This is a genomic window from Cupriavidus sp. 21MJTG02-4, from assembly GCF_057798975.1.
This window is the reverse complement of record NZ_JBYOJP010000007.1, coordinates 303,354-329,298: the sequence shown is the minus strand read 5'-3', so window position 1 is coordinate 329,298 and position 25,945 is coordinate 303,354. Positions and strand designations below refer to the sequence as shown.

Sequence of the window (25,945 nt, the reverse complement as noted above, 5' to 3'; positions counted from 1 at the left end):
AAGGAAGGCTCCTCGCGCGTGGTCACGCAGTTCCTGGGCCATATCGTGCGCGGCGAACCGATCAAGCTCGTTGACGGCGGTGCGCAGCAGCGCGCATTTGCCGATATCTCGGACGGTATCTCGGCGCTGATGCACATCATCGAGAACAAGGACGGCGTCGCCAGCGGCAAGATCTTCAACATCGGCAACCCGTCCAACATCCACTCGGTGCGCGAGCTGGCCGAGATGATGCTGAAGATGGCCGCCGACTACCCGGAGTACGCCGAAGAGGCCCGCAAGACGCAGATCGTCGAGACCTCGTCGGGCGACTTCTACGGCAAGGGCTACCAGGACGTGCAGCACCGCGTGCCGAAGATCGACAACACCATGCAGGAACTGGGCTGGAAGCCCGAGGTGACGATGGAGCAGGCGCTGCGCCGGATCTTCGAAGCGTACCGCGACAAGGTGGTGGAAGCGCGCACCCTCGTCGACGGCGCCAACTGAGCCGGGACCCATGGCCAGAATCGCCCTCAAGGTCGACGTCGACACGCTGCGCGGCACGCGCGAAGGCGTGCCGGCGCTGCTGTCCATGCTCGATGCGGTGCAGGCACAGGCCACCTTCCTGTACAGCCTGGGCCCGGACCACACCGGCTGGGCGCTGCGCCGCGTATTCCGGCCGGGGTTCCTGAAGAAGGTGTCGCGCACCTCGGTGGTGTCCAACTACGGCCTGCGCACGCTGATGTATGGCGTACTGCTGCCGGGGCCGGACATCGGCCGCAAGGCGGCCGCCGAAATGCGCGCGGCGCGCACGGCCGGCCACGAATGCGGCATCCATACCTGGGACCACGTCTACTGGCAGGACAACGTGCGCGAGCGCGACCCGGCCTGGACGCGCCGCCAGATGCAGAACGCGTTCGACCGCTATGCCGAGATCTTCGGCGAAGCCCCGCCCACGCACGGTGCGGCCGGCTGGCAGATGAACGACGAGGCGTTCCGGCAGATCGACGACTGGGGCATGGCCTATGCATCGGACGGGCGTGGCACGGCGCCGTACATCCCGACTATCGGCGGGGTCGCCTGCCGCCATGTGCAGATGCCGACCACGCTGCCGACGCTCGATGAAATGATCGGCGTCGATGGCCTGACCGAGGACAATGTCCATGAGGCCGTGCTGCGTTTGACGGAAGGCGCGGGCGGCATGCGCGATCATGTCTTCACGCTGCATACCGAACTGGAAGGCGGCAAGCTCGCGCCGGTGTTTCGCCGGCTGCTGCAGGGCTGGCGGGCGCAGGGGCATGAGCTGGTGTCGATGGCTACCTGCTACCGGTACATCGATCACGCAACCTTGCCGGAACTTCCGGTGACGTGGGGTGCTATCGAAGGGCGTAGCGGCGAGCTGATCATCCAGCCCTAGGGATTTGGCTCTTCGCCGGAAAGGGTGTCGTGCTTAACGGTCCGGCGGGGCTCTGTAGCGATTGATCGGTTGTCGCCCTTGGCAGGCGCCGCTGTTTCGCCGGCGTAGCCGGCGAGTTACTTTTTGTCCGAGCGACAAAAAGTAACCAAAAAACGCGTTTACTTGCCCTAACGGGCGAATATTGATCGTAGCGTGCGAAGAATTTCGTACGGGTATTCGCTTCAGAGTCTGCCGCGCTGCCTGCCGCGTGGAGCGCGTCCGCGTGCAGGCTCTCCGGCAATGATTGAACCAGCCCCGAACCTGTCCGTGGCCCGACACTGCCCGCGTTATCGCATCATCGCCTTCGGCTGCTACGCGGCTCAGTAGTCAGTTGGTCAGGGGCATCAACGGCGCAGATGCTGGTGCTTCCGCTTCTCCTCTTCTGTTCTCATCTCTTCCCTCGGTTTTTACCGAGTGCGCGCAGCGCAGCCGTAGGCGGCCCACGCCCCCCTTACCGCCGCGCCAGCCGCAGCCCATTGAACACCACCAGCAAACTCGCCCCCATATCGGCAAACACCGCCATCCACATCGTTCCCATCCCCGCCACGGTCAGCGCAAGGAACACCACCTTGATGCCCAGCGCCAGCGTGATGTTCTGCCACAGGATGCGCGACGTGCGCCGCGACAGCCGCACGAACGCAGGGATCTTGCGCAGGTCGTCATCCATCAGCGCCACGTCGGCAGTTTCGATCGCGGTATCGGTGCCGGCCGCGCCCATGGCGAAGCCGATATCGGCCCGCGCCAGGGCCGGCGCGTCGTTGATGCCGTCACCAACCATCCCGACCTTGCCGCGTGCCGCATGCGTATCGGCAGCCAGCGTGGCAATGGCATCCGCCTTGTCCTGCGGCAACTGATTCCCGCATGCCTCGTCGATGCCGACCTGTGTACCGATGGCCTGCGCCGTATGCGGGTTGTCGCCGGACAGCATGATGGTCTTCACGCCCAGCGCGTGCAGCTCGGCAATGGCCTGGCGGCTGGTCTCGCGCACGGTGTCGGCCACCGCGAACATGGCCTGCGCCACCGCCGCGCCGTCCTTGCCCAGGCGCGCCAGCAGCACAACGGTCTTGCCCTGCCGCTCCAGCGCTTCGAGCCGCGCCTCCAGTTCGGGCGAGCACGCGCCCATGTCGTGGATCAGCCGGTGGTTGCCCAGGCAGTAGTCATTGCCATCGATACGGCCGCGGGTGCCACGTCCGGCCAGCGCCTCGAAATCCGTCACCTCCAGCAAGGCAATGCCATCCGCCTGTGCCGCCGCGGCCACGGCCTTCGACACGGGGTGATCCGATCGCGCGGCCAGGCTCGCGGCAATCGCGCGCGCCTGCGGCGCCCCGTCGACGAGCATCGCGTAATCGGTCTGCGCGGGCTTGCCGTGCGTGATGGTGCCGGTCTTGTCGAGCGCCACCCAGGACAGGTCCTTGCCCTGCTCCAGATAGACCCCTCCCTTGATCAGGATGCCGCGCCGCGCCGCGGCCGCCAGGCCGCTGACGATGGTCACGGGCGTGGAGATCACGAGCGCGCACGGGCAGGCGATCACCAGCAGCACCAGCGCCTTGTAGATCCATTCCACCCACGGCGCGCCCATCGCCAGCGGCGGCACCACCGCCACGGCCAGCGCGATGGCAAACACGGTCGGCGTGTAGATGCGCGCGAACCGGTCGACAAAGCGCTGCGTCGGCGCGCGGCTGGCCTGCGCGGCTTCCACGGCGTGGATGATGCGGGCCAGCGTGGAATCGTCGGCGGGCGCGGTGACTTCGTACTCGATCTCGCCGGACTGGTTGATGGAGCCCGCGAACAGCGCGTCGCCGGCGGCCTTGTCGACCGGCACGCTCTCACCGGTGATCGGCGCCTGGTCCAGCGCGGACTGGCCGCGCACCACGCGCCCGTCCAGCGCGACGCGTTCGCCGGGGCGCAGCCTCACCAGCGCCCCTACGACCACGCCGGCCGCCGGCACGGCAGCCCAGCTGCCATCCGCCTGGCGCACGGTGGCCTGCTCGGGCGCCATCGCCATCAGGCCGCGAATGGCATTGCGCGCGCGGTCCAGCGACGCGGCCTCGATGCGTTCGGCCAGCGCGAACAGCACCATGACCATCGCCGCTTCCGGCCATTCGCGCAGAACCAGCGCGCCGGTCACGGCAATGCTCATCAGCGCGTTGATATTCAGGTTGGCATTGCGCAGCGCGATCCAGCCCTTGCGGTAGGTGGTCAGCCCGCCCAGCGCCACGGCAGCAATGGCCAGCAGCGCCGGCAACCACGGATCCCAGAGTCCCAGCCATTCGGTGGCCTCGGCCCCGACTGCGGCCACGCCGGCCAGTGCCAGCGGCCACCACGGCTTGTGCTCCGCGGCGGGCAACGGCGCGGCCTGCTCCGAGACCAGCGGCTCCGCCTTCATGCCGAGGCTCGCGATCGCCTTCACCACGGGATCGGTCGAGGCCATCGTGTGATGCACGGTCAGCACGCGCTGCATCAGGTTGAAATCGAGCGCCGCCACGCCCGCCATGCCGCCGAGCTTGTTGCGGATCAGCGTTTCCTCGGTCGGACAGTCCATCGCGTCGATCCGGTAGCTGGCCGAGCGCGCGCCGGACGGAATCGCCGTGGGCACCACGGGCGCGACGCTGATCGCCGTGCCGCAGCCGCCACCACAACACGCTGCCGGTTGCGGCGCGTGGTCGTGGTCGTGGTGATCATGCCCGTGCTGATGGCCATGATCGTGATCGTGATCGTGATCGTGGCCATGATGCTCATGGATGTGCCCGTGATCATGGCCAGCGTCCGTTTTGCTGCGCGTGTGTTCGTGTGGCAAGGCGTCTTCAGGTGTCGTGCGAGCCATTTCTTCTTTCCCGCTGGTTTGACCTGATGTCATTGAAGACCCTGTAGCGGCTACAGAGTCAAGCATGGCGTCGAGGAGACCTCATCCGCGTCAGGGTGACGCTGCCTGCGCTTGCCAGAGGGTCGCGGTGCGCCGCTATAATCGCGGCCATGCGCCGCCTGCTGATCCTCCTGTTCACCATCGTGCTGCCGCTCCAGTTCACCTGGGCGAGCGCGGCCGCATTCTGCGAGCATGGGCGCGAGCAGCAGCGACAGCTGGAGACCGGCGCTGCGCCGGCCTGGCATTTCGGCCATCACACGCATGAGCATGAGGCCGGCGCCCACGGCAAGACCAGCACCAAACTGCCCGATGCCGATTGTGCGATATGCCATTTCGCCGGCTCGCACGTCATGGTGCCGGCTGCGACACAGCCTGTGTCCTACCACTTCATTACCGTTCGCTACCGCGTGCAGCCCGTGAACTACGGGTCGGTACCCGCGCGCGAACCGGATCGGCCCCAGTGGCTGCGACTGGCGTAATCCGCCGGTTCGGGGCCACGGCCCATCCTCTGCCTTTGCCACATCTGCGCTGACCGCGCAGGGCCGGCATCCCGGATCGACGGATCTCGCGGCGTGACCGCCGTCAGCGTGCGCATGCGCGCGCGTGACGGTATCGCGCCGGTGTTCCCTGGCTTCGATCTGGTGATACCCGATGAAACATGTAGTGATACCGCTGGGGCTGGCTGCCGCATTGCTTGGCCCCGTTGCGCATGCCGCCACCGATGCGGCAATGCCGCCCGCAACTCAATTCCAGCGCTCCGCAGAGCCACCCGACACGGAACCGCAGGGCATCCTGACGCTGAACGCCGCGCTGGCGCTGGCCACCGCCCGCAACCCAGCCCTTTCCGCCGCCCACCGTGAGCTTGACGCCACCGAAGGCGGCATCACGCAGGCAAGCACCATCCCGAACCCGGTCATCGGCTACGAAATGGAAGACACGCGCAGCGCGTCGCGCACCACCACCGCCCAGGTGAGCCTGCCGATCGAGCTGGGCGGCAAGCGCTCGGCCCGCATCGACGCCGCGCAGAAGGCCCGCGAACTGGCCACCGCGCAACTGAGCAGCGCCGAGGCCGACCTGCGCGCCGCGGTGATCGGCGCCTTCTTCCAGGTGCTGGTGGCGCAGGAGCGCGTCGGCCTGGCCGAGAGCTCGCTGGGCATTGCCACGCGCGGGACGCAGGCCGCGGCGCGGCGCGTGGCCGCGGGCAAGGTCTCGCCCGTGGAGCAGACGCGTGCGGAAGTCGAACAGGCCAATGCCGAACTGGAGCTGGCCGAGGCCCGCGCCACGCTGGAAACCTCGCGCCAGCAACTGGCGGCGCAGTGGGGCAGCCAGGCGCCGGCATTCGCTTCGGCAAGCGGCGACCTGGAGGCCCTGCCATCGCGGCCACTGCCGAACGCCCTCGAGGAAACACTCGATGCCGCGCCCGCCATGCGCGCCAGCCAGAGCGAGATGGCGCGGCGCCAGGCGATCGTCAACGTCGAGCGCAGCCGGCAGTATCCGGACGTGACCGTGAGCGTCGGCGCCAAGCGCGAGAATGCGTCGGACCGCGGCTACTACCCCGTGCTTGGCGTCTCGCTGCCTTTGCCGCTGTTCGACCGCAACCAGGGCAACCTGTACACCGCCATCCGCCAGGCCGACAAGGCCGCCGACGAAAGCCGCGCCACGCGCGTGCGGCTGGCCAGCGACCTGCGCCAGGCATCGAGCCAGCTGGCGTTGTCGCGCAACAGCGCGCTGACCTTGCGCCAGACCGTGCTGCCGGCCGCGCAGCGCGCCTACCAGGCGGCGGCGCAAGGATTCGAAGCGGGCAAGTTCGCCTATCTCGAAGTGCTGGACGCCCAGCGCACGCTGCTGCAGGCACGCGTGCGCTATCTCGGCGCCGTGGCCGCCACCTACCAGGCCGCCACCGCTATCGACCGCATGCTCGGCCGCTGAGCGGCCCACCAAGGATTCCCATGGCAATCACCAAGACCCAACGCAACGCCATCGCCGCGATCATCGGGGCCGGCGTGCTGGCCGGCGCCGCCCTGCTGTTCACCGGACGCAGCACTGGCGATGGCCACGATGAAACCGGCCACGACCATAGCGAGCAGGCAGCGAAGCCGCAGGGTAAAGACGGCGCCTCCGCACCCGCCGCCGCCTCGCACGACGCCGAACGTATCGCGATGACGCCCGAACAAATCCGCAATGCCGGGCTGGAACTGCGCACCGCCGGCCCCGGCCGCGTGCAGGCCGCCGCGCAGTTTCCCGGCGAGATCCGCTTCAATGAAGACCGCACCGCCCACGTCGTGCCACGCGTGGCGGGGGTGGCTGAAGCCGTGCCCGCCGTGCTGGGCCAGCGTGTGAAGAAGGGAGACCTGCTGGCCGTGCTGGCCAGCACGCAGCTTTCCGACCAGCGCAGCGAACTGTTGGCCGCGCAGAAGCGAATGGAACTCGCCCGCACGACATACGCGCGCGAAAAGCGCTTGTGGGAAGAGAAGATCTCGGCCGAACAGGACTTCCTGGCCGCGCGGACCGCGCTGCAGGAAGCCGAGATCGCCGTGCACAACGCCACCCAGAAGCTCACCGCCATCGGTGCGCGGCCGGCGTCGGCCGCGCTCAACCAGTTCGAGTTGCGCGCGCCGTTCGACGGCATCGTCGTGGAGAAACACCTGGCGCTTGGCGAAGCGGTCGCGGCTGACACCACCGTCTTTACGATCTCCGACCTGGCCACGGTGTGGGCGGAGTTCGTGATCGCGCCCAAGGACCTGAGCCAGGTACGGCTCGGCGAAAAGGTCAGCATCGCCTCCACCGCATTTGATGGCACCGCCGCCGGCACCGTGTCCTACGTGGGCTCGCTGCTCGGGCAGCAGACGCGCACTGCCACCGCACGTGTAACGCTGTCGAATCCCGACATGGCGTGGCGCCCCGGCCTGTTCGTTACCGTCAGCGTGGCCGGACAGGAAACGGAAGTCCCGGTCGTCGTGGAGAGCGAAGCCGTGCAGACCGAAGGCCGCCAGCCAATGGTCTATGTCGAGGTGCCCGGCGGCTTTGAAGCGCGACAGGTCACCACGGGGCGCAGCGACGGCAAGCGCATCGAGATCGTGCAGGGCCTGCAGCCCGGCGCCCGCTACGTGGCGCGCAACAGCTTCGTGCTGAAGGCCGAGCAGGGCAAGGCCGGCGCCGAGCACGCCCACTGACCGGAGCCGACCATGTTTGAACGCATCATCCGCTTTGCCATCGAACAGCGCTGGCTGGTCCTGCTGGGCGTGCTCGGCATGGCGCTGCTGGGCCTGTACAGCTACAGCCGCCTGCCGATCGACGCCGTGCCCGACATTACCAACGTGCAGGTGCAGATCAACACCGAGGCGCCCGGCTACTCGCCGCTGGAAACCGAGCAGCGCGTCACCTACCCGGTCGAGACCGCCATGGCGGGCCTGCCCGGGCTGGAGCAGACGCGCTCGCTGTCGCGCTACGGACTGTCGCAGGTCACTGTGATTTTCCAGGACGGCACCGACCTCTACTTCGCACGCCAGCTGGTGAACCAGCGCCTGCAGGAGGCGCGCGAGAAGCTGCCCGGCGGCACCACGCCCCAGCTCGGGCCGATTTCCACGGGCCTTGGCGAGATCTACCTGTGGACGGTCGAAGCTCACGACGACGCACGCAAGCCTGACGGCACGCGCTACACGCCGACCGACCTGCGCGAAATCCAGGACTGGATCATCAAGCCGCAGCTGCGCACGGTCACCGGCGTGACGGAAATCAACACGATCGGCGGCTTCGCGCGCGAATACCTTGTGGCACCGAGCCCGGAACGCATGGCGTCATATGGGCTGAGCCTGCAGGACGTGGTGCAGGCGCTGGAGAAGAACAACAGCAACGTGGGCGCGGGCTACATCGAACGGCGCGGCGAGCAGTACCTGGTGCGCGCACCGGGCCAGGTCGGCTCGATGGACGATATTCGCGACGTGATCGTCGGCACCGCGCAGGGCCAGCCCATCCGCATCCGAGACCTGGCCGAGGTCGGCCTCGGGCGCGAACTGCGCACCGGCGCCGCTACCGACAACGGACGCGAAGTGGTGCTCGGCACGGTGTTCATGCTGATCGGCGAGAACAGCCGCGCAGTCTCGCGTGCCGTGGACACCCGCATGGCCGAGATCAACCGCTCGTTGCCCGAGGGCGTGCGAGCGGTGACGGTGTACGACCGCACGGTGCTGGTCGACAAGGCCATTGCCACCGTGAAGAAGAACCTGCTCGAAGGCGCGGCGCTGGTGGTGGCGGTGCTGTTCCTGTTCCTGGGCAATATCCGCGCGGCGGTCATTACCGCGCTGGTGATTCCGCTGTCGATGCTGTTCACCTTCACCGGCATGGCCACCTACCGCATCAGCGCGAACCTGATGAGCCTGGGCGCGCTGGACTTCGGCATCATCGTCGATGGCGCGGTGGTCATCGTCGAGAACTGCGTGCGGCGCCTGGCGCATGCGCAGCAGCACCACGGCCGCCCGCTTACGCGCAGCGAACGCCTGCACGAGGTGTTTGCCGCGGCACGGGAAGCGCGCCGCCCGCTGGTGTTCGGCCAGCTGATCATCATGATCGTCTACGTGCCGATCTTTGCGCTGTCCGGCGTCGAAGGGAAGATGTTCCACCCGATGGCGATCACGGTGGTGCTGGCGCTGATTGGCGCCATGCTGCTGTCGGTAACGTTCGTGCCCGCCGCCGTGGCGCTGTTTATCGGCGAGCGCGTCGCGGAGAAGGAAAACCGCGTGATGCAGTGGGCGCGCAATCTCTATGCGCCCGCACTGAGCCGCGCTGTCGCCAATACGCCGGTGGTGCTGACCTTCGCCGCGGTTGCCGTGGTGCTGAGCGGCCTGGTCGCGACGCGGCTTGGCAGCGAGTTCATCCCGAACCTGAACGAGGGCGATATCGCCGTGCAGGCGCTGCGCATCCCCGGCACCAGCCTGAGCCAGTCGGTGGCGATGCAGCAGCAGGTCGAGGCACGCCTGAAGGAGAAGTTCCCGGAGGTCGAACGCGTGTTCTCGCGCACGGGCACCGCCGAGATCGCCGCCGACCCGATGCCGCCCAATGCATCGGACGCGTACATCATGCTGCGCCCGCGTAGCGAATGGCCGGATCCGCGCAAGACGCGCGACCAGTTGCTCGCGCAGATGCAGGCGGAACTGGAGACCATCCCCGGCAACCGCTACGAATTCTCGCAGCCGATCCAGCTGCGCTTCAACGAACTGATCTCGGGCGTGCGCAGCGATGTCGCGGTCAAGCTGTTCGGCGATGACAATGCGGTGCTCGAAGCCACGGCGCAGAAGATCGCCTCGGCGCTGCAATCGGTCCCGGGCGCGGCCGAGGTCAAGGTCGAGCAGACTACCGGCCTGCCCGTCCTGACCGTCGCCATCGACCGCGCCCGCGCCGCGCGCTACGGACTGAACATGACCGATGTGCAGGACACCGTCGCCATCGCCATTGGCGGGCGCGATGCCGGCACGCTGTTCGAAGGCGACCGGCGCTTCCGCATTGCCGTGCGCCTGCCCGAAGATGTGCGCGCCGATGTCGACGCCCTGCGCCGCCTGCCGATTCCACTGCCGCCTGACGCGCGGCCCGCGGCCGCCAACGGCATGCGCATGAACTCGTCAGACGCCGCGCCCCGCACCAGCTATATCCCGCTGGGCGAGATCGCCACGTTCGACATCGCGCCCGGCCCGAACCAGGTCTCGCGCGAGAACGGCAAGCGCCGCATCGTCATCAGCGCCAATGTGCGCGGACGCGATGTCGGCAGTTTCGTGCCGGACGCCCAGGCCGCGCTTGCCGAACGCGTGGCGATTCCCACGGGCTATTGGATCGCCTGGGGCGGCACGTTCGAGCAGTTGCAGTCAGCCACCCACCGCCTGCAGATTGTCGTGCCGCTGGCGCTGCTGATGGTGTTCGTGCTGCTGTTCGCGATGTTCGGCAACCTGAAGGACGGCCTGCTGGTGTTCACCGGCATTCCGTTCGCACTGACAGGTGGCATCCTTGCCCTGTGGCTGCGCGGCATTCCGCTGTCGATCTCGGCGGCGGTCGGTTTCATCGCGCTGTCCGGCGTGGCGGTGCTGAACGGGCTGGTCATGCTTTCCTTCATCCGCAGCCTGCGCGAGGAAGGACTGGCGCTCGACGAGGCCGTGCATTCGGGCGCGCTGAGCCGGCTGCGACCAGTGCTGATGACGGCGCTGGTGGCCTCGCTCGGCTTCATCCCGATGGCCATTGCCACGGGCACCGGCGCCGAGGTGCAGCGCCCGCTGGCTACGGTGGTGATCGGCGGCATCGTGTCGTCAACGGCGCTGACGCTGCTGGTGCTGCCGGTGCTGTACCGGCTCGCCCATCGTCGCGATGAGCAGATGGGCGCCGGTGAAGGCGTGCGCAGTGCGCTGGTGCGGGATCCGGTCAACTAGATCCGCGTGGGACGGACCAATCAGAGGGTGGCGTGCACCGCAGGCGCCGCAAGATTCGCGAGCACGCGCAGCGCAGCGATTTCGCGGGCATCCCAGGCGGCACGGTCGGCCAGGTAGTTGAACGTGCCGAATACCTGCCCGGCCTTGCACAGCGGCACGTTGACAACGGCCGTGCAACCCAGCGAGCGGATCAGCGCAACATCGTCGAACACGGCGGCCAGCGCCGCGTCGCCCTCGCCGACGAAGACTTGTCCGGCTTCGAGCAGTTGCCGGCGCCATGGACTGTCCGGCTTCGACTTCTTCCCGCCTGGCGGATAGGCTGCGGGGTCCGACGACCAGATCCGCTCGATTTCCGCCGTCCCCGCATGCCACGCGTTGATCGTCAGCAATCCCGGGCCGAGTAGCCGCAGCGTTGCCGCGCCTGCCGCATCCAGCGTTTCCAGCGGATTGGCCGCGCGCTGCAGCGCATCGCACAGGCCATTAGTGCAGACCAGCAGGTCCGCGGCGTGGTCCAGGGCAGCACTCACGTCATTCCCCATGGATGCCGAGTTCGCGGATGAGCTTGCCGTAGCGGTCCGCATCGTTGCGCAGGATGGTGCCGAACTGCTGCGGCGTCGACGTGGCGGTCTCCACGCCGATTGCGTTCATCTGCTTCTTGACCTCGGGCAGCGCCATCACCGCATTGATTTCGCGGTTCAGCCGCGCGACCAGGTCGGCAGGCATGCCCCTCGGACCGAAGGCGCCATACCAGACGGCCAATTCATAGCCGGGCACGGTCTCCGCCACGGTCGGTGTATTCGGCAACAGCGGCGAGCGCTTCGCTTCGGTCACGGCCAGCAGGCGCAGCTTGCCGGCCTTCACGTGCGGCAGTGTCTGCGTGCCCGCGGAGAACAGCACCTGCGTCTGGCCGGCGACCGTATCGACCACCGCCGGCGCACCGCCCTTGTAAGGCACATGCAGCATCTGCACGCCAGCCATGCGCTCGAACAGCACCGCGCTCAGGTGGTTGGTGGAGCCAGGGCCCGCGCTCGCATAGGCCAGCTTGCCGGGGTTGGCCTTGGCGTAGGCAATCAGTTCCTTCAGGTTCTGCGCGGGCACGGACGGATGCACCACCATCGTGTTGGTCACGTACGCGAGCAGCCCCAGCGGCGTGAAATCCTCGACGCCGCGGAACGGCATGTTGGGCATCAGCGCCGGGTTCATGGCGTGCGTGCTCATCGAGCCGACCAGCAGCGTGTAGCCATCGGGCTTCGCACGCGCGACCATGGCCGAGCCGATATTGCCCGACGCGCCGGGCTTGTTGTCGACGATCACCGGCTGCCCGAGCGAGCGCGTCAGGTGCTCCGACAGCACGCGCGCGAGGATGTCCGTGGAACCGCCCGCCGCCCACGGCACGATCAGCGTGATCGGCTTCTGCGGGTAGGCATCCGCGGCCTGCGCGGCGACGCAAAACGCCAGCGCGGCAACGCCGCCCAGCAGTCGTTTCAGGATGGATGTCATGGTCTTGCTCTCCTCGGTCTCGCGCGATCCAGCATGCCGCTGCACGCGCCCTCTTCTGTTGATGGATGGCCGGATTCAGCGTCCGACGGCATAGCCCTGCATGCCGCGCGCGTTGGCGCCGGCGCGCAGCACCAGGCGCCCGCTCGCATCGCGTTCGCGCGTGCAGGCGGACATGCGCCCTTCGGACCACGGGTCACCCACGCGCACCTCGTGGCCGCGGTCGCGCAGTGCGGCCAGCGTGGCTTCGGGGAAACGGGATTCCACGGTGATCCGGTTAAGCACGGTCTGGCGCGGCCAGAACGAGCCCGGGAAATGATCGATATGCCAGCCGGGCGCATCGATGGCCTCTTGCAGGTTCATGCCGTGCACCGCATGGCGCAGGAAGAACGCGAGCGACCACTGGTCCTGCTGGTCGCCGCCGGGCGTGCCGAACACCATGTACGGTTCCCCGTCGCGCAGCGCGAGCGAAGGCGACAGCGTCGTGCACGGCCGCTTGCCCGGCGCGAGCGAGTTTGGCAGGCCCGGTTCGAGCCAGGTCATCTGCAGGCGCGTGTTGAGCGCGAAGCCCAGCGCGGGAATGGTCGGGCTCGATGACAGCCAGCCGCCGGACGGCGTGGCGGCCACCATATTGCCGTGCCGGTCGATCACGTCCACATGGCAGGTGTCGCCGACGAACAGTTCGCGCTCGGCCCACTCGGATACCGGCGGCAGTTCGGCAAAGGTAGGTTCGCCCACGCCGAAGCGCACGTCCGCGCGCTGCAGTGTGCGCACCGCGGCTTCCAGGTCGGGCAGGCGCGGGGCCATGCCGCCCGGCATGCCGGGGTCGATCGAGCGCGAGGCTCGCTCGCCGATGCGCTGCGCGCGGCCGGCCAGGTAGCCGCCGTCCAGCAGCGCGGCAAGCGGGCTGGCCGCGAAGCGCGGATCGCCATACCACGCGAGCCGGTCCGCCATGGCCAGTTTGCAGGCTTCGGCAATCCGGTGGACGAACTCCGCCGAGTCCGGGGCATGCTGTGCGAGGTCCGCTTGGCGCAGCATGCCAAGCTGCTGCAGCAACACCGGCCCCTGGCTCCAGATATCGCACTTGGCAACGGTATAGCGACCAAAATCCAGTGTGACGGGCGCTTCCACGTCAGGCTGCCATGCGGCCATGTCCTCGTACCGAAGCAGGCCCGTGTGCTTGTCGCCGGTGGTGTCGCGTACATGCGTGTTGCGGCAATAGCTGTCGATCTCGCGTGCCACGAAGCCGCGGTACCAGCAATCCATGGCCGCGTCGATCTGGCCTTCGCGCGTGTCGCTGCGCTGCTGCGCTTCGTCGATGATGCGCGTGTAGGTCGCTGCCAGCGCGGGCAGCGTATGCAGGCTGCCGGGGCGCGGCACCTTGCCGCCGGGCAGCCAGGTTTCAGCCGAACTGTGCCATTCGTCGCGAAACAGCGCCTGCACGGCAAGAATCGCGCGCGAGATGCGCGGCACCAGCGGAAATCCATCGCGCGCGTAGCCGATGGCCGGCGCCAGCACGTCGGCCAGCGACCACGTGCCGTGGTCGCGCAGCATGGTCAGCCAGGCGCCGAACGCGCCCGGCACCGTCGCAGGCATCAGGCCGATGCCGGGCATCAGTTCGAGTCCCATGGCGCGCAGTTGCGCCGGATCCGCCAGCGCTGGCGCGGCGCCCTGCCCGCAGACCGAGCGCACGCGGCGCTCGCGCTCGCTCCAGTACAGGATCGGCACTTCGCCGCCAGGCCCGTTCAGGTGCGGCTCCACTACTTGCAGGACGAAGCCGGCCGCCGCAGCCGCGTCGAAGGCATTGCCGCCACGCTCCAGCACACCCATGGCGGTCTGCGTGGCCAGCCAGTGGGTCGATGCCGCCACGCCAAAGGTGCCGACGATTTCCGGACGGGTAGTGAACATGAAATGGGTTCCAGGGCTCCAGGGATTCTGGCCAGTATAGGGTCATGAAATAACCGCAATGACGTCTTTGGTTATCATTGCATCACCGATTGGTTATACGACTACTCCGCCGCCGCTCACCATGTCCCTCGCTTCCGACAACCTGGTCCATCGCGTCATTTCGCGGCTGCGCCTGCGGCACATGCCGCTGTTGCTGGCGCTGGAAAGGCAGCGCTCGGTCTCGCGCGTCGCCGCCGAGATGAACCTGTCGCAACCGGCCGTCACCAAGATGCTGCGCGAGATCGAGGACATCTTCGCGGTACCGCTGTTTACGCGCACGCGTCAGGGGCTGGCGCCGACGCCGACCGGCCTGAGCGTGCTTGCGCATGCCCGCCTGGCGCTGGCCGACGCCGATGCGCTCGGCCGCGAGCTTGCCGTGATCGAGGCTGGCTTGTCGGGGCGGCTGCGCCTGGGGGTGATTCCGTACATCGCGCGGCCGGTGCTGGACGCCGCCTGCACCTTCGGGCTGGCGCGCTCGCCCCGCATCTCGGTCCTGGTGCGCGAGGGCACTACGGATGAACTGGTGGCCGCGTTGCGCGCCCACGAACTCGACTGCGTGATCGCGCGCACGTTCTATGTGCCAGGCGAGGATATCGCGCAGCGTCCGCTTTACCGCGAAGAGCCGGTGCTGGTGGTGCCCAGCCCGGCGGCGGCCCGCCTGTCACGCAGCGCGCTGGACTGGGGCCGCCTGGCCGAACGCGACTGGCTGCTGCCGCCGCCCAATACGCCGATCCGCCGCACCATCAACACCATGTTCGCGGTGGCTGGCGTGGCGCAGCCTACGCCGATCGTCGAAACTTACTCGATCAAGACCATGGCCACCGTGCTGCGCAGCCACCTGGGCGCCATCACCATCGTGCCAAGAGGCGTCGCCGCCGAGCTGGTTGAGGCTGAAGGCGCGACGACGCTGCCGCACCCGCTGAGCTGGGACCTGCCGCCCGTGGGCGTGATGTGGCGAAGGGAGTCCGGCGAGGATGAAAAGATCGCGGCGCTGGTGGCTAGCGTGGCGGAGGTGGGGAGACAGGTCTGAGGCAACACAAGCCGCGATGGTGTCAACCCGCCACGTGTGGCCGCGGCTCGTTCCCTGCCGGGAACAGCAGCGCGAACACGGTCTCGCCGTCAGAGCTGCTGACCAGCGCGCGGCCACCATGCAAACGCATGATCGAATCGACGATGGCCAGACCGAGCCCGGTGGAAGCCGCCGAATTGCGGCGCGACGGATCGGCGCGGAAGAAGCGGCCAAATATATGCGGCAACACCTCGGGAGCGATTGCCGGCCCCGCATTGACCACGCGGATGGAGGTGGCGCCGCCCTCTTCGCCCGCGCGACGCGAAACCTCTACGCGTACCGTGCTGCCTGCCGGCGCATGACGCAAGGCATTGTCGAGCAGGTTCGTGACCGCGCGGCGCAACAGCGTCTGGTCCGCATGAATGCTGGCGGCGCCATTCACCGACACCCTCACGTTGCGGTCCGCCGCGACCGCCTCGAAGTATTCGGCGACCTTGTCGATTTCCGCGCGCGCATCCAGTGCGCGCACGCCCATGGCGACCTGCGCGTGGTCGGCACGCGCCAGGAACAGCATGTTCTCGATCATGCGAGACAGGCGTTCGTATTCCTCCAGGTTGGATTCGAGCAAGGCCTCGTACTCGGCCACGCTGCGGCTCTGCGCCAGTGTGACTTCGGTCTGTCCGACCAGGTTGCTGATCGGCGTGCGGAAGTCATGCGCCAGGTCCGCGGAAAACGCGGACAGCCGCGAAAAGCTGTCCTGCAGGCGTGCCAGCATGCCGTTGAGTTCGCCGGCCAGTTCGCGCAGTTCGGCCGGCGCGCTGCCGACGTCCAGGCGCGTGGCCAGGCGGCTTGTCGTCACCGCCGCCGCATCGGCCGCCATGCGCCGCAGCGGGCGCAATCCGCGCCGCGCCAGCACGAAGCCCAACGCCGCCGCCACGGCCGCGCCGCACAGCGTTGCCGCGAGCAAGCGGTGGCGGTATTCGCGCATCAGCGCCACGCGATAACCGGCATCGCGCAGCACCACGATCTCCACCGAACGGCCCGTGTCGCCCAGCTGGCCGAGCGCCGCGATGGCCGACGACTCCGCCCCGCTCTTCGGCTTCCACGCGTGCAGCATGGATTTCTGCGGCTGCGTGGTGACGGGCAGCACCGGAAGCGCCGGAATGGCCTCGTTGCGCGGATTGAGCGTGACCAGCGGCTCGCCTTGCGGCGTGCGCACCACCAGGATCAAACCCTCATGCCCCATGGCGATATCGGCGAACCGGTGCGTATCGGCGCGGACCTCGTCTTCATTGCGCACCTCGCGCAGCAGGTGGCGCACCAGCAGCACTTCGCCGACCAGCTCGCTTTCGTCACGCCCCTGCAACTGCGCCGACAGCGCGCCCGACAGGTAGGCCGCGACGCCTGCAAGGATCGCCGCCGTGGCCAGGCCATACGCCAGCGTCAGCCGCGCCGTGAGGGAGGACGTCAGGCGCTTCACGCGTCGCCCAGGCGCGGCTCGCCTTCGTCGAGCACATAGCCCATGCCGCGCCGCGTGTGGATCAGCTTGCGGTCGAACGGGTCGTCCACCTTGGCGCGCAGCCGGCGGATCGAGACATCCACGACATTGGTATTGCTGTCGAAGTTCACGTCCCACACCTGCGAGGCGATCAGCGAGCGCGACAGCACCTCGCCGCGGCGCCGCGCCAGCAGGTAGAGCAGCGCAAATTCCTTCGACGTGAGGTCGATCTTCTGCCCCGCGCGCGTGACGCGGCGGCGGATCGCGTCGATCTGCAGGTCGGCCAGTTCGATGAATTCGCTTTCGCGCAAGGGCCCGCGGCGCAGGATGGTGCGGATGCGCATGACCAGCTCGGCAAACGCGAACGGCTTGACCATGTAGTCGTCGGCACCGAGTTCCAGGCCCTTGAGGCGGTCCCGCAGCTCGTCGCGCGCGGTCAGGAACAGCACCGGCGTATCGCGTTCGCGGCGCAGCTCGCGCAGTACGCTCCAGCCGTCCAGGCCGGGCAGCATCACATCGAGCACGATCAGGTCATAGGGCTGCTCGCGCGCGTGCGTCAGGCCGTCGATGCCGTCCCGCGCGAGGTCAACCACAAAGCCGGATTCGGTCAGCCCCTTTTGCAGGTAATCGCCCGCCTTGGGCTCGTCTTCGACAATCAGGATACGCATGCGGGTCCTTTCGGCGGGCAACATTGCGCCGCAGGCATAACGCTAGCCGAGTCCGCCCCTGCGCGGCGCAAGATGTCAAAAATGTCATCTGCGGGTGACGCATCCGCGCCAGCGGGCCCGGTAAAATGGCCATCGACACCGAACGCAACTATTGGTTCCACGCTCCGCCGATGAAACGCCCCAATCTCCGCTTTTTACTGCTGTGCCTTCCGCTAGCGGCCCTGCCCGGTGCAGGCCACGCCGCATCCGAGACGCCAGCCTGTGCCGTGGTGCAGGCCGCTGGCTTGTCGCTGGCCGAACGTCATGCGGCAGCCAAGGCGAGCGCCGAAGCGGCACTCGTTCCGGCGCCGCATTGCGCGGATGGCGCCGTTCGCGTCATGAGCGACCCCGACAGTGACGGCACGCCCTTGCAACTGCACGACGGGAACGGCACCGCCGAGAAAGAGAAGCCCGTCCAGCGCGACAGCAGCCGCGTGCACAGCCACTGCGCCGCGCGCGCCGGATGCACCCTGGGCGCGCTGACCGAACTGCCGATCACGGTACTTGCCCACTATGGGCATGCTGCCGCGATGGCGTCCACGGCCGCGTTCGCCGGCCCTTTCAGCGGATTCCCCGCGCTGCCCTGACACGTCCTGTGCGCCTGCCAGGACGGCAGGTGCCTCACTCGACGCGGTAGAAATCGATCGACTGGCCCGCGTTCACCGCGCGTTGAAGCCAGTCCGGATACTCCCCGGTACCGTCCCAGCTCTGTCCCATTGCATTGCGGTAAAGCAGCGTGGCCTTCTTTGGCGGCGGCTGCACTGCAGCAGCGTCGATGGGCGCTTGTTGATGCGTTGCCTCGGGAATTTCCGCGGCCGCGACCGCTCCGGCCGACGGTTCTCCGTCAAAGCATCCGGCGGCCATCAGGTCGTCAAGCGTGAGGGCGTAGTTGTCCATTTGCTCGCGAATCCACGTGATCGCGGCAAGCTTGGCTGATTCAGACTCAGGCATGAGTAGTGTGAGAAGCCCGCCGCAATGTCTCCGATTCCGGCGGTGCAATGGAAGACCGGCGCCAGGCGGCGCCGGTGTGATTCCGGGGATTTTACCGTGTTTGGCGAAGCGTCCCGCGAAACGCGGCCTGCGACCCGCCGGCGCGGGCCCATGACACCATTGTCATGGCGCAGTCATGCTGCTGTGCGGCACGCCTGTCTAGACTGGCCGCATGGTTGGTCAAGCCCTGACCGGCCGACTACGGAGATAACCATGCGACTGCTCAAACATACCCTGATGGCCACGGCAATGGCCGCCACGCTTGCCAGCGTGGCCACGACCGCGAGCGCCAATACGCGCGCACCTGACCCTTTCCTCGACGGCGCACGCAGCATCCACGGCCCGCGCGATGTCTTCACCGATGGCGCGCGCAGCAACCCGCGCACCCCCGATCCGTTCACCGACGGCGGGCGCAGCGGTCCGCGCACGCCCGATGCCTTCTCGGACGGCGCCTGAGGGATGATGGCTCAGCGCACCTCGCCATAGATGCGGCGGGCGTCCGCGGCCGTGGCCAGCGGGCGGCCTAGCATCAGCCCGCCCTGGGCGGCCTGTTCGACCAGCGCGGCATTGCCCGGCGCCAGGCTACCGTCGCGCAGGTACAGGTTGTTTTCAAAGCCCACGCGGACATGGCCGCCAAACGCTGCCGCGGCGGTCACGCAGGCATTCTCTTCGCGGCCGAACGCGCAGATGGACCACGGCAGCGTTCCGTCGGCCACCTGCAGGAACGGCAGCAGGTCGCGCGGCGACGATACCTGTCCTGCGGAATAGCGCCCAAGCACATACAGCACCGACCACGCGCCAGGGGGCACCATGCCGCGTTCGCGCATGGCTTGCCAGCGCTGCACATCCGCTGCGTCATACAGGATCACCTGAGTCATGATGCGCTCGCGCGCGAGCCAGCCGATGAAGTCGGCCAGCTCGGTCTCGCTCACGTCCGGAACGGCGATTTCGCGCAGGCCCACGGATACCGCTTCGGGACGCAGCTCGCGCACCATCGCCATCTGCTGCGCGGCCTTGTACACGCCGGCGGCCTCGCTGGTGACCTGCACCAGCAGGTCATCGCCCACGGCCTGCCTGACCGTGGCCAGCGCCTCGCGATAAGTCTGCGCATCGAGCGAATGGCGCCCTTCTGCGTCACGCACGTGCATGTGCATCATGGCGGCGCCGGCGTCCAGGCACGCCTTCGCGTCGGCCGCCAGCGCGGCGGCGGTCAAAGGCACCGCGGCATGGTCGGCGGCGCGCTTGTAGGCGCCGTTGGGCGCCACGGTGATGATCAGCGGCGAACTGGCCAGCGGCTGCTGGATGGGGGCCTGGGTGGCTTGGGTGGCTTGCGTCATGGCTGGATCTCGGGCAGTTCGGGGGCAATCAGGTCAAGGCCGGCGCGCAGCAGCCGGTCATAGCGGGCGCGTTCGGCGGCAATGGTTTCGGGCGTCCATGCGTAGAAGCCTTCGCCGCGCTTCATGCCATGGCGGCCATCGGCGGCGCGCTCGCTCAGGCAGCGCGCGGGATGGTCGTCATTGCAGAACGTCGGGTACATGGTAGCCCCGGCGGCGGCATGCACGTCGATGCCGGCATGGTCGCGCTGCAGCACCGGCCCTGCCGCCAGGAAGCGGAAGCCAAAGCCGAAGCGCACCGCGGCATCCACGTCCTCGGCCGACGCAATGCCGCGGTCGATCAGGCTGAAGGCTTCGCGCGACAGCGCGTGCTGCAGCCGGTTGGCGAGGAAGCCGGGCAGGTCCTGGCGCACCTTGACCGGCACCATGCCGCAGCGGCGCATGAAGGCGATCAGCGCGTCGGCGCAGGCTTCGTCGCTGCCCGTGCCCATGACCACTTCCACCAGCGGCACCAGGTGCGCCGGCATGAAGAAGTGCAGGCCCAGCATCCGCTCGCGCCCGGCAAGGCCGTCGCCGATGGCGCTGATCGGGAAACTGGAACTGTTGCTGGCCAGCACCGCATCGGGACGCGCGCGGGCGGACAGGTCCGCGAACAGCGCCTGCTTGAGTTCGAGGCGCTCTGGGATGCATTCGATGACCAGGTCCACCGACGACCAGTCCACCGCGTCAAGGTCCGGCACCACCGCAAGCCGCTCGGCGCCTCCGGCGCGGCCGATCGCCGCCAGGTTGGCCGCGACGCGGCCTGGCAGCGCGCCGGCGCGGTCGGCATCGGGCTCGATCACGGTGGTACGGCACATCGCCCGGGTCAGGACCACGGCGACATCGGCCCCCATGGTGCCGCCACCGATCACGACGGCATGGGCCGCGCCAGGGCGGTCAAGCGGGATGGAGGGGGCAGAATTCTGCAAAGTGTCGTTTGGCATGGCGAAGGCGGCAGGCACGCTTGGCCACCGCCGAATAGGGAATGGCAGCAGTGTAGAGAAGCCGCTTTGATTGATGAAGTCGATTCTATGGATAAAATGATCTGATTTCGAGATCAATCCACCGACCCGGCCCATGAAGATCAACCTGTCGATGCGTGACATCGAGACCACGCTGGTGCTTGGCCGCACGCTCAATTTCCGGCAAGCGGCCACCCAGCTGCACCTGTCGCAATCGGCGCTCTCGACCCAGATCCTGCGGATCGAGGAATCGCTCGGCGTGCGCCTGTTCGACCGCACCACGCGCACGGTACGGCTGACCGCCGCCGGCCAGGTCTTCATGCAGCAGGCCGCACTGCTGCAGGCGGCCTTCCGGGGCGCGATCGACGCGGTCACGGGCATTGCCAGCGCCGAACGCGGCCAGGTGGCCGTGGCGGCGCTGCCATCGCTGGCGGCGCGCATGCTGCCGCGCGTGCTGATGGACTACCACCGCGCGCGCCCCGAAGTGGCGCTGAAAGTATTCGATACCCTGTCCGGCCCCGCCTTCGACATGGTGCGTTCGGGCGATGTCGACTTCGCGCTGACCGCGGCCGATCCGCAGCAGGCCGACCTGCACTACGAGCCCCTGCTGTCCGATCGCTTCGTGCTGCTGATCCCGTCCGCGCATCCGCTGGCACGCGGCACGGGGCCGCTGCGCTGGGCCGACACCGCCAGCGCGCCGCATGTGTCGATGACGCACCCGAGCAGCGTGCGCCAGTACACCGAGTGGGCCTTCCTGCAGAACCGCATCCGCTTTCAGCCGGTGTTCGAGGCCGAGCACCTGGCCACGATCGCCGCCATGGTCGAATGCGGGTTCGGCGTGGCAGCGCTGCCCGAAATCGCCGCCGGCACGGTGCGACAGCCGGGCATTGTCGAGCGGCTGCTGACAGGGCCAGTGACGGAGCGCTCGATCGGGCTGGTGACACCGCGCAACCGCAGCCTGTCACCCGCCGCGGCGGAGCTGGCCGATGCCGTGCGCGCGCACCTCTCCCACTTCCGCGGCCAGCCGCAAGCGGCCGGTGCCGAGGTGGATGCATGAGCCTGCTCGTCGACGTCCTGGTCCTGGCTGGCGTCCTGCTGGCGATCGTGGCCGTGGTGCAGGTCGCCGCCGCGCGCCTCGTGCTGCCGGAATCGACGCTGCTGTCGGCCATCGGCATCGCCATTGGCGCGGGCTATGTGGCGATCGATGCCGCGCACCCGGAGTTCGCGCGGCACTTCCTGCATCCGCTGATCGATCCCGAACTGCCGCCCGAGGCCTACCTGTGGATCTTCCTGCCGCCGCTGCTGTTCCACGCCGCGCTGACCGCCGACGTGCGCAGCATGCTGCCCGACGCGGCGCCGATCCTGCTGCTGGCCGTGGTCGCCGTGATCGTCGCCACCGGCGTGATCGGCCTGGCCACCGCTGCCGCCAGCGGCATGCCTGCTGCTCGGGGCCGTGGTCGCCACCACCGACCCCGCGGCCGTCATTGCGATCTTCCGTGACGTGGGCGCGCCGGCGCGCCTGCTCCGGCTGGTCGAGGGCGAGAGCCTGCTGAACGACGCCGCGGCCATCGCCATCGTCGGCGTGCTGGTCGCCATGCTCACGGGCCACGGCGCGCAGGCCACGCTGGGCGCCGGCGTGCGCGAGCTGGCGTGGTCCTTCGTCGGCGGCGTGCTGTGCGGCACGCTGGCCGGCCGGCTGGTGGCCGAGCTGCTGCCGCGCCTGTCGGGGCTGGCCATGGCCGAAAGCGCGCTGACGCTGGGGCTGCCCTACCCGCTGTACCTGCTGGCAGAGCAGCTACTCGGCGTGTCCGGCGTGGTGGCGGTGGTCTGTGCCGGCCTGATGGTGAGCGCGCTCGGCCCGACGCGCCTGACGCCCGCCAACTGGCGTCACCTGCGCATGATCTGGGAACAGTTCGCGGGCATCGCGGGCGCCGTGGTCTTCCTGCTGGCCGCGGTGCGCGTGCCGTCGCTGCTGGCTGGCGTCACGGTCCAGCACGGCTGGCTTCTGGCGGTGCTGGTGGTTGCCGCGCTGGCGGCGCGGCTGCTGGCCCTGTTCGGCCTGCTGCCGGTGCTGTCATGGCTGCGGCTGAGCGCGCCGATCAGTGGCCCGTTCAAGCTGGCGATCGCGTGGGGCGGCCTGCGCGGCGCGGTCACGCTAGTGCTGGCGCTGGGCATCGCCGAGAACACCGCGCTGCCGCATCCGGTGCGCCACTTCGTCGCCATCCTGGCCACGGGCTTCGTGCTGGTCAGCCTGCTGCTGAACGGCACCACGCTGCGCTGGCTGATCCACCGGCTCGGTCTCAACCAGCTGTCGCCGCAGGAACGCGCGCTCCAGCAGCAGGCCATCCGCCTGTCGACCGAGGAGGTCGAGGCCATGCTGGGCCGCGTGGCCGACACCTTCGACCTGCCGCCGGCCGCCGCGCGCGAAGTCGCGCAGCACTACCGGCGCGGTATCGAACTGGGCTCGGCCGAGTTCGACTTCGACAGCGCGCTGTCCGAGCGCGACCGCCTGACCATCGGCCTGGTCACGCTGGCCACGCGCGAACGCGAGCTGATTCCCGAATACGGCGATGGCGTGATCTCGGTGGCAAACCTCGACGCCATGATGCGCAACACCTCGCACATGATCGACGCCGCGCGCGAGCAAGGCCGCATCGGCTACAACCGCGCGGCGCGTGCCATCCTGCAGTACCACCTGGGCTACCGGATCGCGCTCTTCCTGCACAAGTGGCTGGGCCTGGACCGTCCGCTGGCACGCGCGCTGGCCGACCGCTTCGAGCTGCTGATCTGCCGGCAGACCGTACTCGACCGCCTGCGCCGCTACAACCGCTCGCTGCTCACGCCGGTGTTCGGCGCGCGCATGGCTACGGTGCTGGACGGCGTGCTCGAAGAACGCTTCCACTCCGCCGGCGAAGGCCTCGCCCAGATGCGCGAGCAGTTCGGCGACTACACCGTGGCGCTGGAGCGGCGCCTGCTGATGCTGTTTGCACTGCGCAAGGGCGAGCACTCGCTGGCGTCCATGCGCGAGGAAGCCGTGATTTCCAAGCAGGCGTTCAACCAGATCGAACAGATCATGCAGCACGCCTGGCAGGCCAATCTGGTGCGCCCGCCCTTGAGCGCGGGAGGAACGCGGCGGACCCGGTGGAACTCGCTGCGCCAGAAGCCTGCCGCGCCATCCGCGCGGCCGGCGCCCGGTCCGGTGGACAGCCCCCGCAGCGGGGAACCGGGCGATCCTGGTTGATGCCCGGTTCCGGTCGCTGCGCAGAAAGCGGGCGCATGATGAACAGTTGACGCTGTTCCGGCCGGCGATAAACAATCGCGGATCGCCCGCCCGGTCCCCGCAGTCGCCCCGCCCGCTCTCCTCCCAATGATCCCTTCCGTCACCACCCTGCACGGCCGCCTGAAAATGCAGCACCTGCGCCTGCTGCTGGCCATCGAGGAACGCGGCTCGCTGCGCCAGGCCGCCGAGGCATTGACACTGACGCAACCGGCGGTGAGCAAGATGCTGCAGGACATGGAAGACCTGCTGGGCGTGTCGCTGTTCGAGCGCCATGCGCGCGGACTGCGGCCCACGCGCTTCGGCGGCGCGGCGACGCGCTACGCCAAGCTGGTGTTCGCCGACATGGCCGGCCTGCGCGATGAGCTGGTGGCCCTGGAATCCGGCAAAATCGGCCGCGTGCGCGTGGGGGCGGTCATGGCGCCGACGCCGGGTCTGCTGGCGGACGTGATCCGCGGCCTCAACCGTGACCATCCGCAGCTCGAAGTGGTGGTGCAGGTCGACACCAGCGACCTGCTGGTGCAGCTGCTGGAACGCGACCAGCTGGATATCGTGCTGGGCCGCGTACCCGAAGGCTGGGACAGCAGCGGACTCGACTTCGAGCAGTTGGGCGAGGAAGGACTGGCGATCGTGGTCGGACCGCAGCATCCGCTGGCCCGGCGGCGGCGCCCTTCCTTCGCCGAGCTGACCCGGTATCCATGGATCATGCAACCGCGCCCCAGCCCGATGCGGGCCCTGCTCGACCGCTCCTTCGAGGACGCGGGCATAGCGCCGCCGCCCTCCACCATCGAGACCGCCGCCGTGCTGATGACCACGTCGCTGCTGGCGGACAGCGAACTGATCGCGGTGCTGCCGGAATCGGTCGCGGCGTATTACCGCAGCCTGGAGGCCCTTGCCGTGCTGCCGCTGCCGCTGCCGCGCAAGCTCGGGCCATACGGCATCGTGACGCGGCGCGGCCGTCCCGTCACGGCCTCGATGAGCGTCATCATCGATGCCTTGCGGGCTGCCTCCGCGCTCTAGTCCCGCGCGCGCCTTCAGCGCGCCCAGCGCAGCACCAGCGGATCCAGCCGGCGCGCGATCCTGAGGAGCCCTTCGCGGGTGGCGGGATGCATCGGCTGCAACGGGTGCCGCACCGCGTCCGAGGCAATCACGCCGCCCGCCTGCATCAGCGTCTTTGCCGTGGCCAGCCAGCCCTGGCGGTTCTCATGGTTGATCAGCGGCAGCCATTGCTGGTAGTGCTGCGCCGCCAGTTCGGCATCGCCGGCCTGCCAGGCGTCCATGATGCGGCGGATGCCGTCCGGAAAGCCGGCGCCGGTCATGGCGCCGGTGGCGCCCGCCTCCAGGTCGGCCATCAGCGTGATGGCCTCTTCGCCGTCCCACGGGCCGACGATGGCGTCGCCACCCAGCTCGATCAGTTCGCGCAGCTTCGCCGCGGCCTGCGGCACCTCGACCTTGAAATAGGAGACGTTGGCGATCTCCCTGGCCATGCGTGCCAGGAACGGCGCCGACAACGTGGTGCCGCTGACCGGCGCGTCCTGGATCATGATGGGAATGTCGATGGCGTCCGACACCGCGCCGAAGAACTCGTAGATGCCGCGCTCGGGCACGCGGATCGTGGCGCCATGATAGGGCGGCATCACCATCACCATGGCGGCCCCGGCGTCCTGCGCGGCCCGGCTGCGCTCGGCGCAGATGCGCGAGCTGAAATGCGTGGTCGTGACGATCACCGGCACGCGGCCGTCCACGTGCTCCAGCACTGTCTTCATCAGCAGGCTGCGCTCGTCGTCGCCGAGCACGAACTGCTCGGAAAAATTGGCCAGGATGCAGAGGCCGTGCGAACCGGCATCGATCATGAAGTCGATGCAGCGGCGCTGGCCGTCAAGGTCCAGCGCGCCGTGCGCGTCGAAGATGGTGGGCACCACCGGGAATACCCCGCGATGGATCGGCCGTGCGGCGGACGTGCTCATGTGGTCTCCTTCT

At 68.5% G+C, this 25,945-nt stretch carries 21 protein-coding genes and 1 pseudogene; 12 read left to right on the top strand and 10 right to left on the bottom strand.

The annotated features are described in order from the left end of the window. Both AC3FKH_RS17090 and AC3FKH_RS17085 read left to right on the top strand, forming a co-directional pair. On the top strand, positions 1-483 hold a 483-nt coding region (locus AC3FKH_RS17090; protein WP_488677044.1), incomplete at its 5' end, for an NAD-dependent epimerase/dehydratase family protein. Positions 484-493: 10 nt separating this feature from the next. Beyond that, positions 494-1,393, top strand: a complete 900-nt coding sequence (locus AC3FKH_RS17085) for a polysaccharide deacetylase family protein (RefSeq protein ID WP_488677043.1) — start codon at positions 494-496, stop codon at positions 1,391-1,393. Positions 1,394-1,883: 490 nt separating this feature from the next. Here the strand turns inward: AC3FKH_RS17085 and AC3FKH_RS17080 are convergent, their stop codons facing one another. Further along, a complete protein-coding gene (locus tag AC3FKH_RS17080; protein WP_488677042.1) occupies positions 1,884-4,256 on the bottom strand; it encodes a heavy metal translocating P-type ATPase in 2,373 nt (790 codons plus the stop codon). 149 nt (positions 4,257-4,405) lie between these two features. Between AC3FKH_RS17080 and czcI the strand changes: the two genes are divergently transcribed. The 4 genes from czcI to AC3FKH_RS17060 all read left to right on the top strand — a co-directional run bounded on the left by czcI (position 4,406) and on the right by AC3FKH_RS17060 (position 10,705). Further along, the gene (czcI, locus tag AC3FKH_RS17075; RefSeq protein ID WP_488677041.1) at positions 4,406-4,774 is read left to right on the top strand and encodes a cation efflux protein, CzcI family; all 369 of its coding nucleotides are present in this window, start codon (positions 4,406-4,408) and stop codon (positions 4,772-4,774) included. A 172-nt stretch (positions 4,775-4,946) separates the two neighbouring features. Then, positions 4,947-6,224: a TolC family protein gene (locus AC3FKH_RS17070; protein ID WP_488677040.1), complete on the top strand. Its 1,278-nt coding sequence runs from the start codon at positions 4,947-4,949 to the stop codon at positions 6,222-6,224. A 20-nt stretch (positions 6,225-6,244) separates the two neighbouring features. Then, entirely contained in the window at positions 6,245-7,468 is a 1,224-nt protein-coding gene (locus AC3FKH_RS17065) for an efflux RND transporter periplasmic adaptor subunit (RefSeq protein ID WP_488677039.1), read from the top strand. Positions 7,469-7,480: 12 nt separating this feature from the next. Next, positions 7,481-10,705 (top strand): CusA/CzcA family heavy metal efflux RND transporter, encoded by a 3,225-nt coding sequence (locus AC3FKH_RS17060; RefSeq protein WP_488677038.1) that lies wholly within the window; start codon positions 7,481-7,483, stop codon positions 10,703-10,705. A gap of 20 nt (positions 10,706-10,725) precedes the next feature. Here AC3FKH_RS17060 and AC3FKH_RS17055 read toward each other — a convergent pair whose 3' ends face one another. The 3 genes from AC3FKH_RS17055 to AC3FKH_RS17045 all read right to left on the bottom strand — a co-directional run bounded on the left by AC3FKH_RS17055 (position 10,726) and on the right by AC3FKH_RS17045 (position 14,110). Beyond that, positions 10,726-11,244, bottom strand: coding sequence for a GAF domain-containing protein (locus AC3FKH_RS17055; protein ID WP_488677037.1), 519 nt, complete (start codon positions 11,242-11,244; stop codon positions 10,726-10,728). After that, positions 11,234-12,205, bottom strand: a complete 972-nt coding sequence (locus AC3FKH_RS17050) for a Bug family tripartite tricarboxylate transporter substrate binding protein (RefSeq protein ID WP_488677036.1) — start codon at positions 12,203-12,205, stop codon at positions 11,234-11,236. The genes AC3FKH_RS17055 and AC3FKH_RS17050 overlap by 11 nt, the downstream gene beginning before the upstream one ends. Positions 12,206-12,280: 75 nt before the next feature. Then, positions 12,281-14,110 (bottom strand): gamma-glutamyltransferase family protein, encoded by a 1,830-nt coding sequence (locus AC3FKH_RS17045; RefSeq protein WP_488677035.1) that lies wholly within the window; start codon positions 14,108-14,110, stop codon positions 12,281-12,283. A gap of 121 nt (positions 14,111-14,231) precedes the next feature. On the opposite strand from AC3FKH_RS17045, the gene AC3FKH_RS17040 reads away from it, so the two are divergent. Beyond that, positions 14,232-15,179 (top strand): LysR substrate-binding domain-containing protein, encoded by a 948-nt coding sequence (locus AC3FKH_RS17040; RefSeq protein ID WP_488677034.1) that lies wholly within the window; start codon positions 14,232-14,234, stop codon positions 15,177-15,179. 22 nt (positions 15,180-15,201) lie between these two features. Here AC3FKH_RS17040 and AC3FKH_RS17035 read toward each other — a convergent pair whose 3' ends face one another. Together AC3FKH_RS17035 and AC3FKH_RS17030 are read right to left on the bottom strand one after the other, a co-directional pair. After that, the gene (locus AC3FKH_RS17035; protein WP_488677033.1) at positions 15,202-16,638 is read right to left on the bottom strand and encodes a heavy metal sensor histidine kinase; all 1,437 of its coding nucleotides are present in this window, start codon (positions 16,636-16,638) and stop codon (positions 15,202-15,204) included. Then, positions 16,635-17,324, bottom strand: coding sequence for a heavy metal response regulator transcription factor (locus AC3FKH_RS17030; protein WP_488677032.1), 690 nt, complete (start codon positions 17,322-17,324; stop codon positions 16,635-16,637). The genes AC3FKH_RS17035 and AC3FKH_RS17030 overlap by 4 nt, the downstream gene beginning before the upstream one ends. Positions 17,325-17,449: 125 nt before the next feature. Between AC3FKH_RS17030 and AC3FKH_RS17025 the strand changes: the two genes are divergently transcribed. Continuing rightward, complete coding sequence (locus AC3FKH_RS17025) at positions 17,450-17,950, top strand: hypothetical protein (RefSeq protein ID WP_488677031.1); 501 nt, start codon at positions 17,450-17,452, stop codon at positions 17,948-17,950. Positions 17,951-17,984: 34 nt separating this feature from the next. Here the strand turns inward: AC3FKH_RS17025 and AC3FKH_RS17020 are convergent, their stop codons facing one another. After that, a complete protein-coding gene (locus tag AC3FKH_RS17020) occupies positions 17,985-18,314 on the bottom strand; it encodes an H-NS family nucleoid-associated regulatory protein (RefSeq protein WP_488677030.1) in 330 nt (109 codons plus the stop codon). A gap of 252 nt (positions 18,315-18,566) precedes the next feature. Between AC3FKH_RS17020 and AC3FKH_RS17015 the strand changes: the two genes are divergently transcribed. After that, on the top strand, positions 18,567-18,809 hold the full coding sequence (locus AC3FKH_RS17015) for a hypothetical protein (protein ID WP_488677029.1): 243 nt from the start codon (positions 18,567-18,569) through the stop codon (positions 18,807-18,809). 11 nt (positions 18,810-18,820) lie between these two features. Here AC3FKH_RS17015 and AC3FKH_RS17010 read toward each other — a convergent pair whose 3' ends face one another. After that, positions 18,821-19,690: a beta-keto acid cleavage family enzyme gene (locus AC3FKH_RS17010; protein WP_488677028.1), complete on the bottom strand. Its 870-nt coding sequence runs from the start codon at positions 19,688-19,690 to the stop codon at positions 18,821-18,823. Then, positions 19,687-20,670: a 3-hydroxyacyl-CoA dehydrogenase family protein gene (locus AC3FKH_RS17005; RefSeq protein ID WP_488677027.1), complete on the bottom strand. Its 984-nt coding sequence runs from the start codon at positions 20,668-20,670 to the stop codon at positions 19,687-19,689. The genes AC3FKH_RS17010 and AC3FKH_RS17005 overlap by 4 nt, the downstream gene beginning before the upstream one ends. Positions 20,671-20,803: 133 nt before the next feature. On the opposite strand from AC3FKH_RS17005, the gene AC3FKH_RS17000 reads away from it, so the two are divergent. The 3 genes and pseudogenes from AC3FKH_RS17000 (at position 20,804) to AC3FKH_RS16990 (ending at position 24,985) form a co-directional block, all read left to right on the top strand. Then, entirely contained in the window at positions 20,804-21,745 is a 942-nt protein-coding gene (locus AC3FKH_RS17000) for a LysR family transcriptional regulator (protein ID WP_488677026.1), read from the top strand. Then, a pseudogene (locus AC3FKH_RS16995) lies at positions 21,742-23,929 on the top strand (cation:proton antiporter). Before AC3FKH_RS17000 ends, AC3FKH_RS16995 begins: the two are co-directional and overlap by 4 nt. A gap of 126 nt (positions 23,930-24,055) precedes the next feature. Then, complete coding sequence (locus tag AC3FKH_RS16990) at positions 24,056-24,985, top strand: LysR family transcriptional regulator (RefSeq protein ID WP_488677025.1); 930 nt, start codon at positions 24,056-24,058, stop codon at positions 24,983-24,985. A 14-nt stretch (positions 24,986-24,999) separates the two neighbouring features. On the opposite strand, the gene AC3FKH_RS16985 is transcribed toward AC3FKH_RS16990, so the two are convergent. After that, the gene (locus AC3FKH_RS16985) at positions 25,000-25,932 is read right to left on the bottom strand and encodes a dihydrodipicolinate synthase family protein (RefSeq protein WP_488677024.1); all 933 of its coding nucleotides are present in this window, start codon (positions 25,930-25,932) and stop codon (positions 25,000-25,002) included. Between the last annotated feature and the right edge of the window lie 13 nt (positions 25,933-25,945).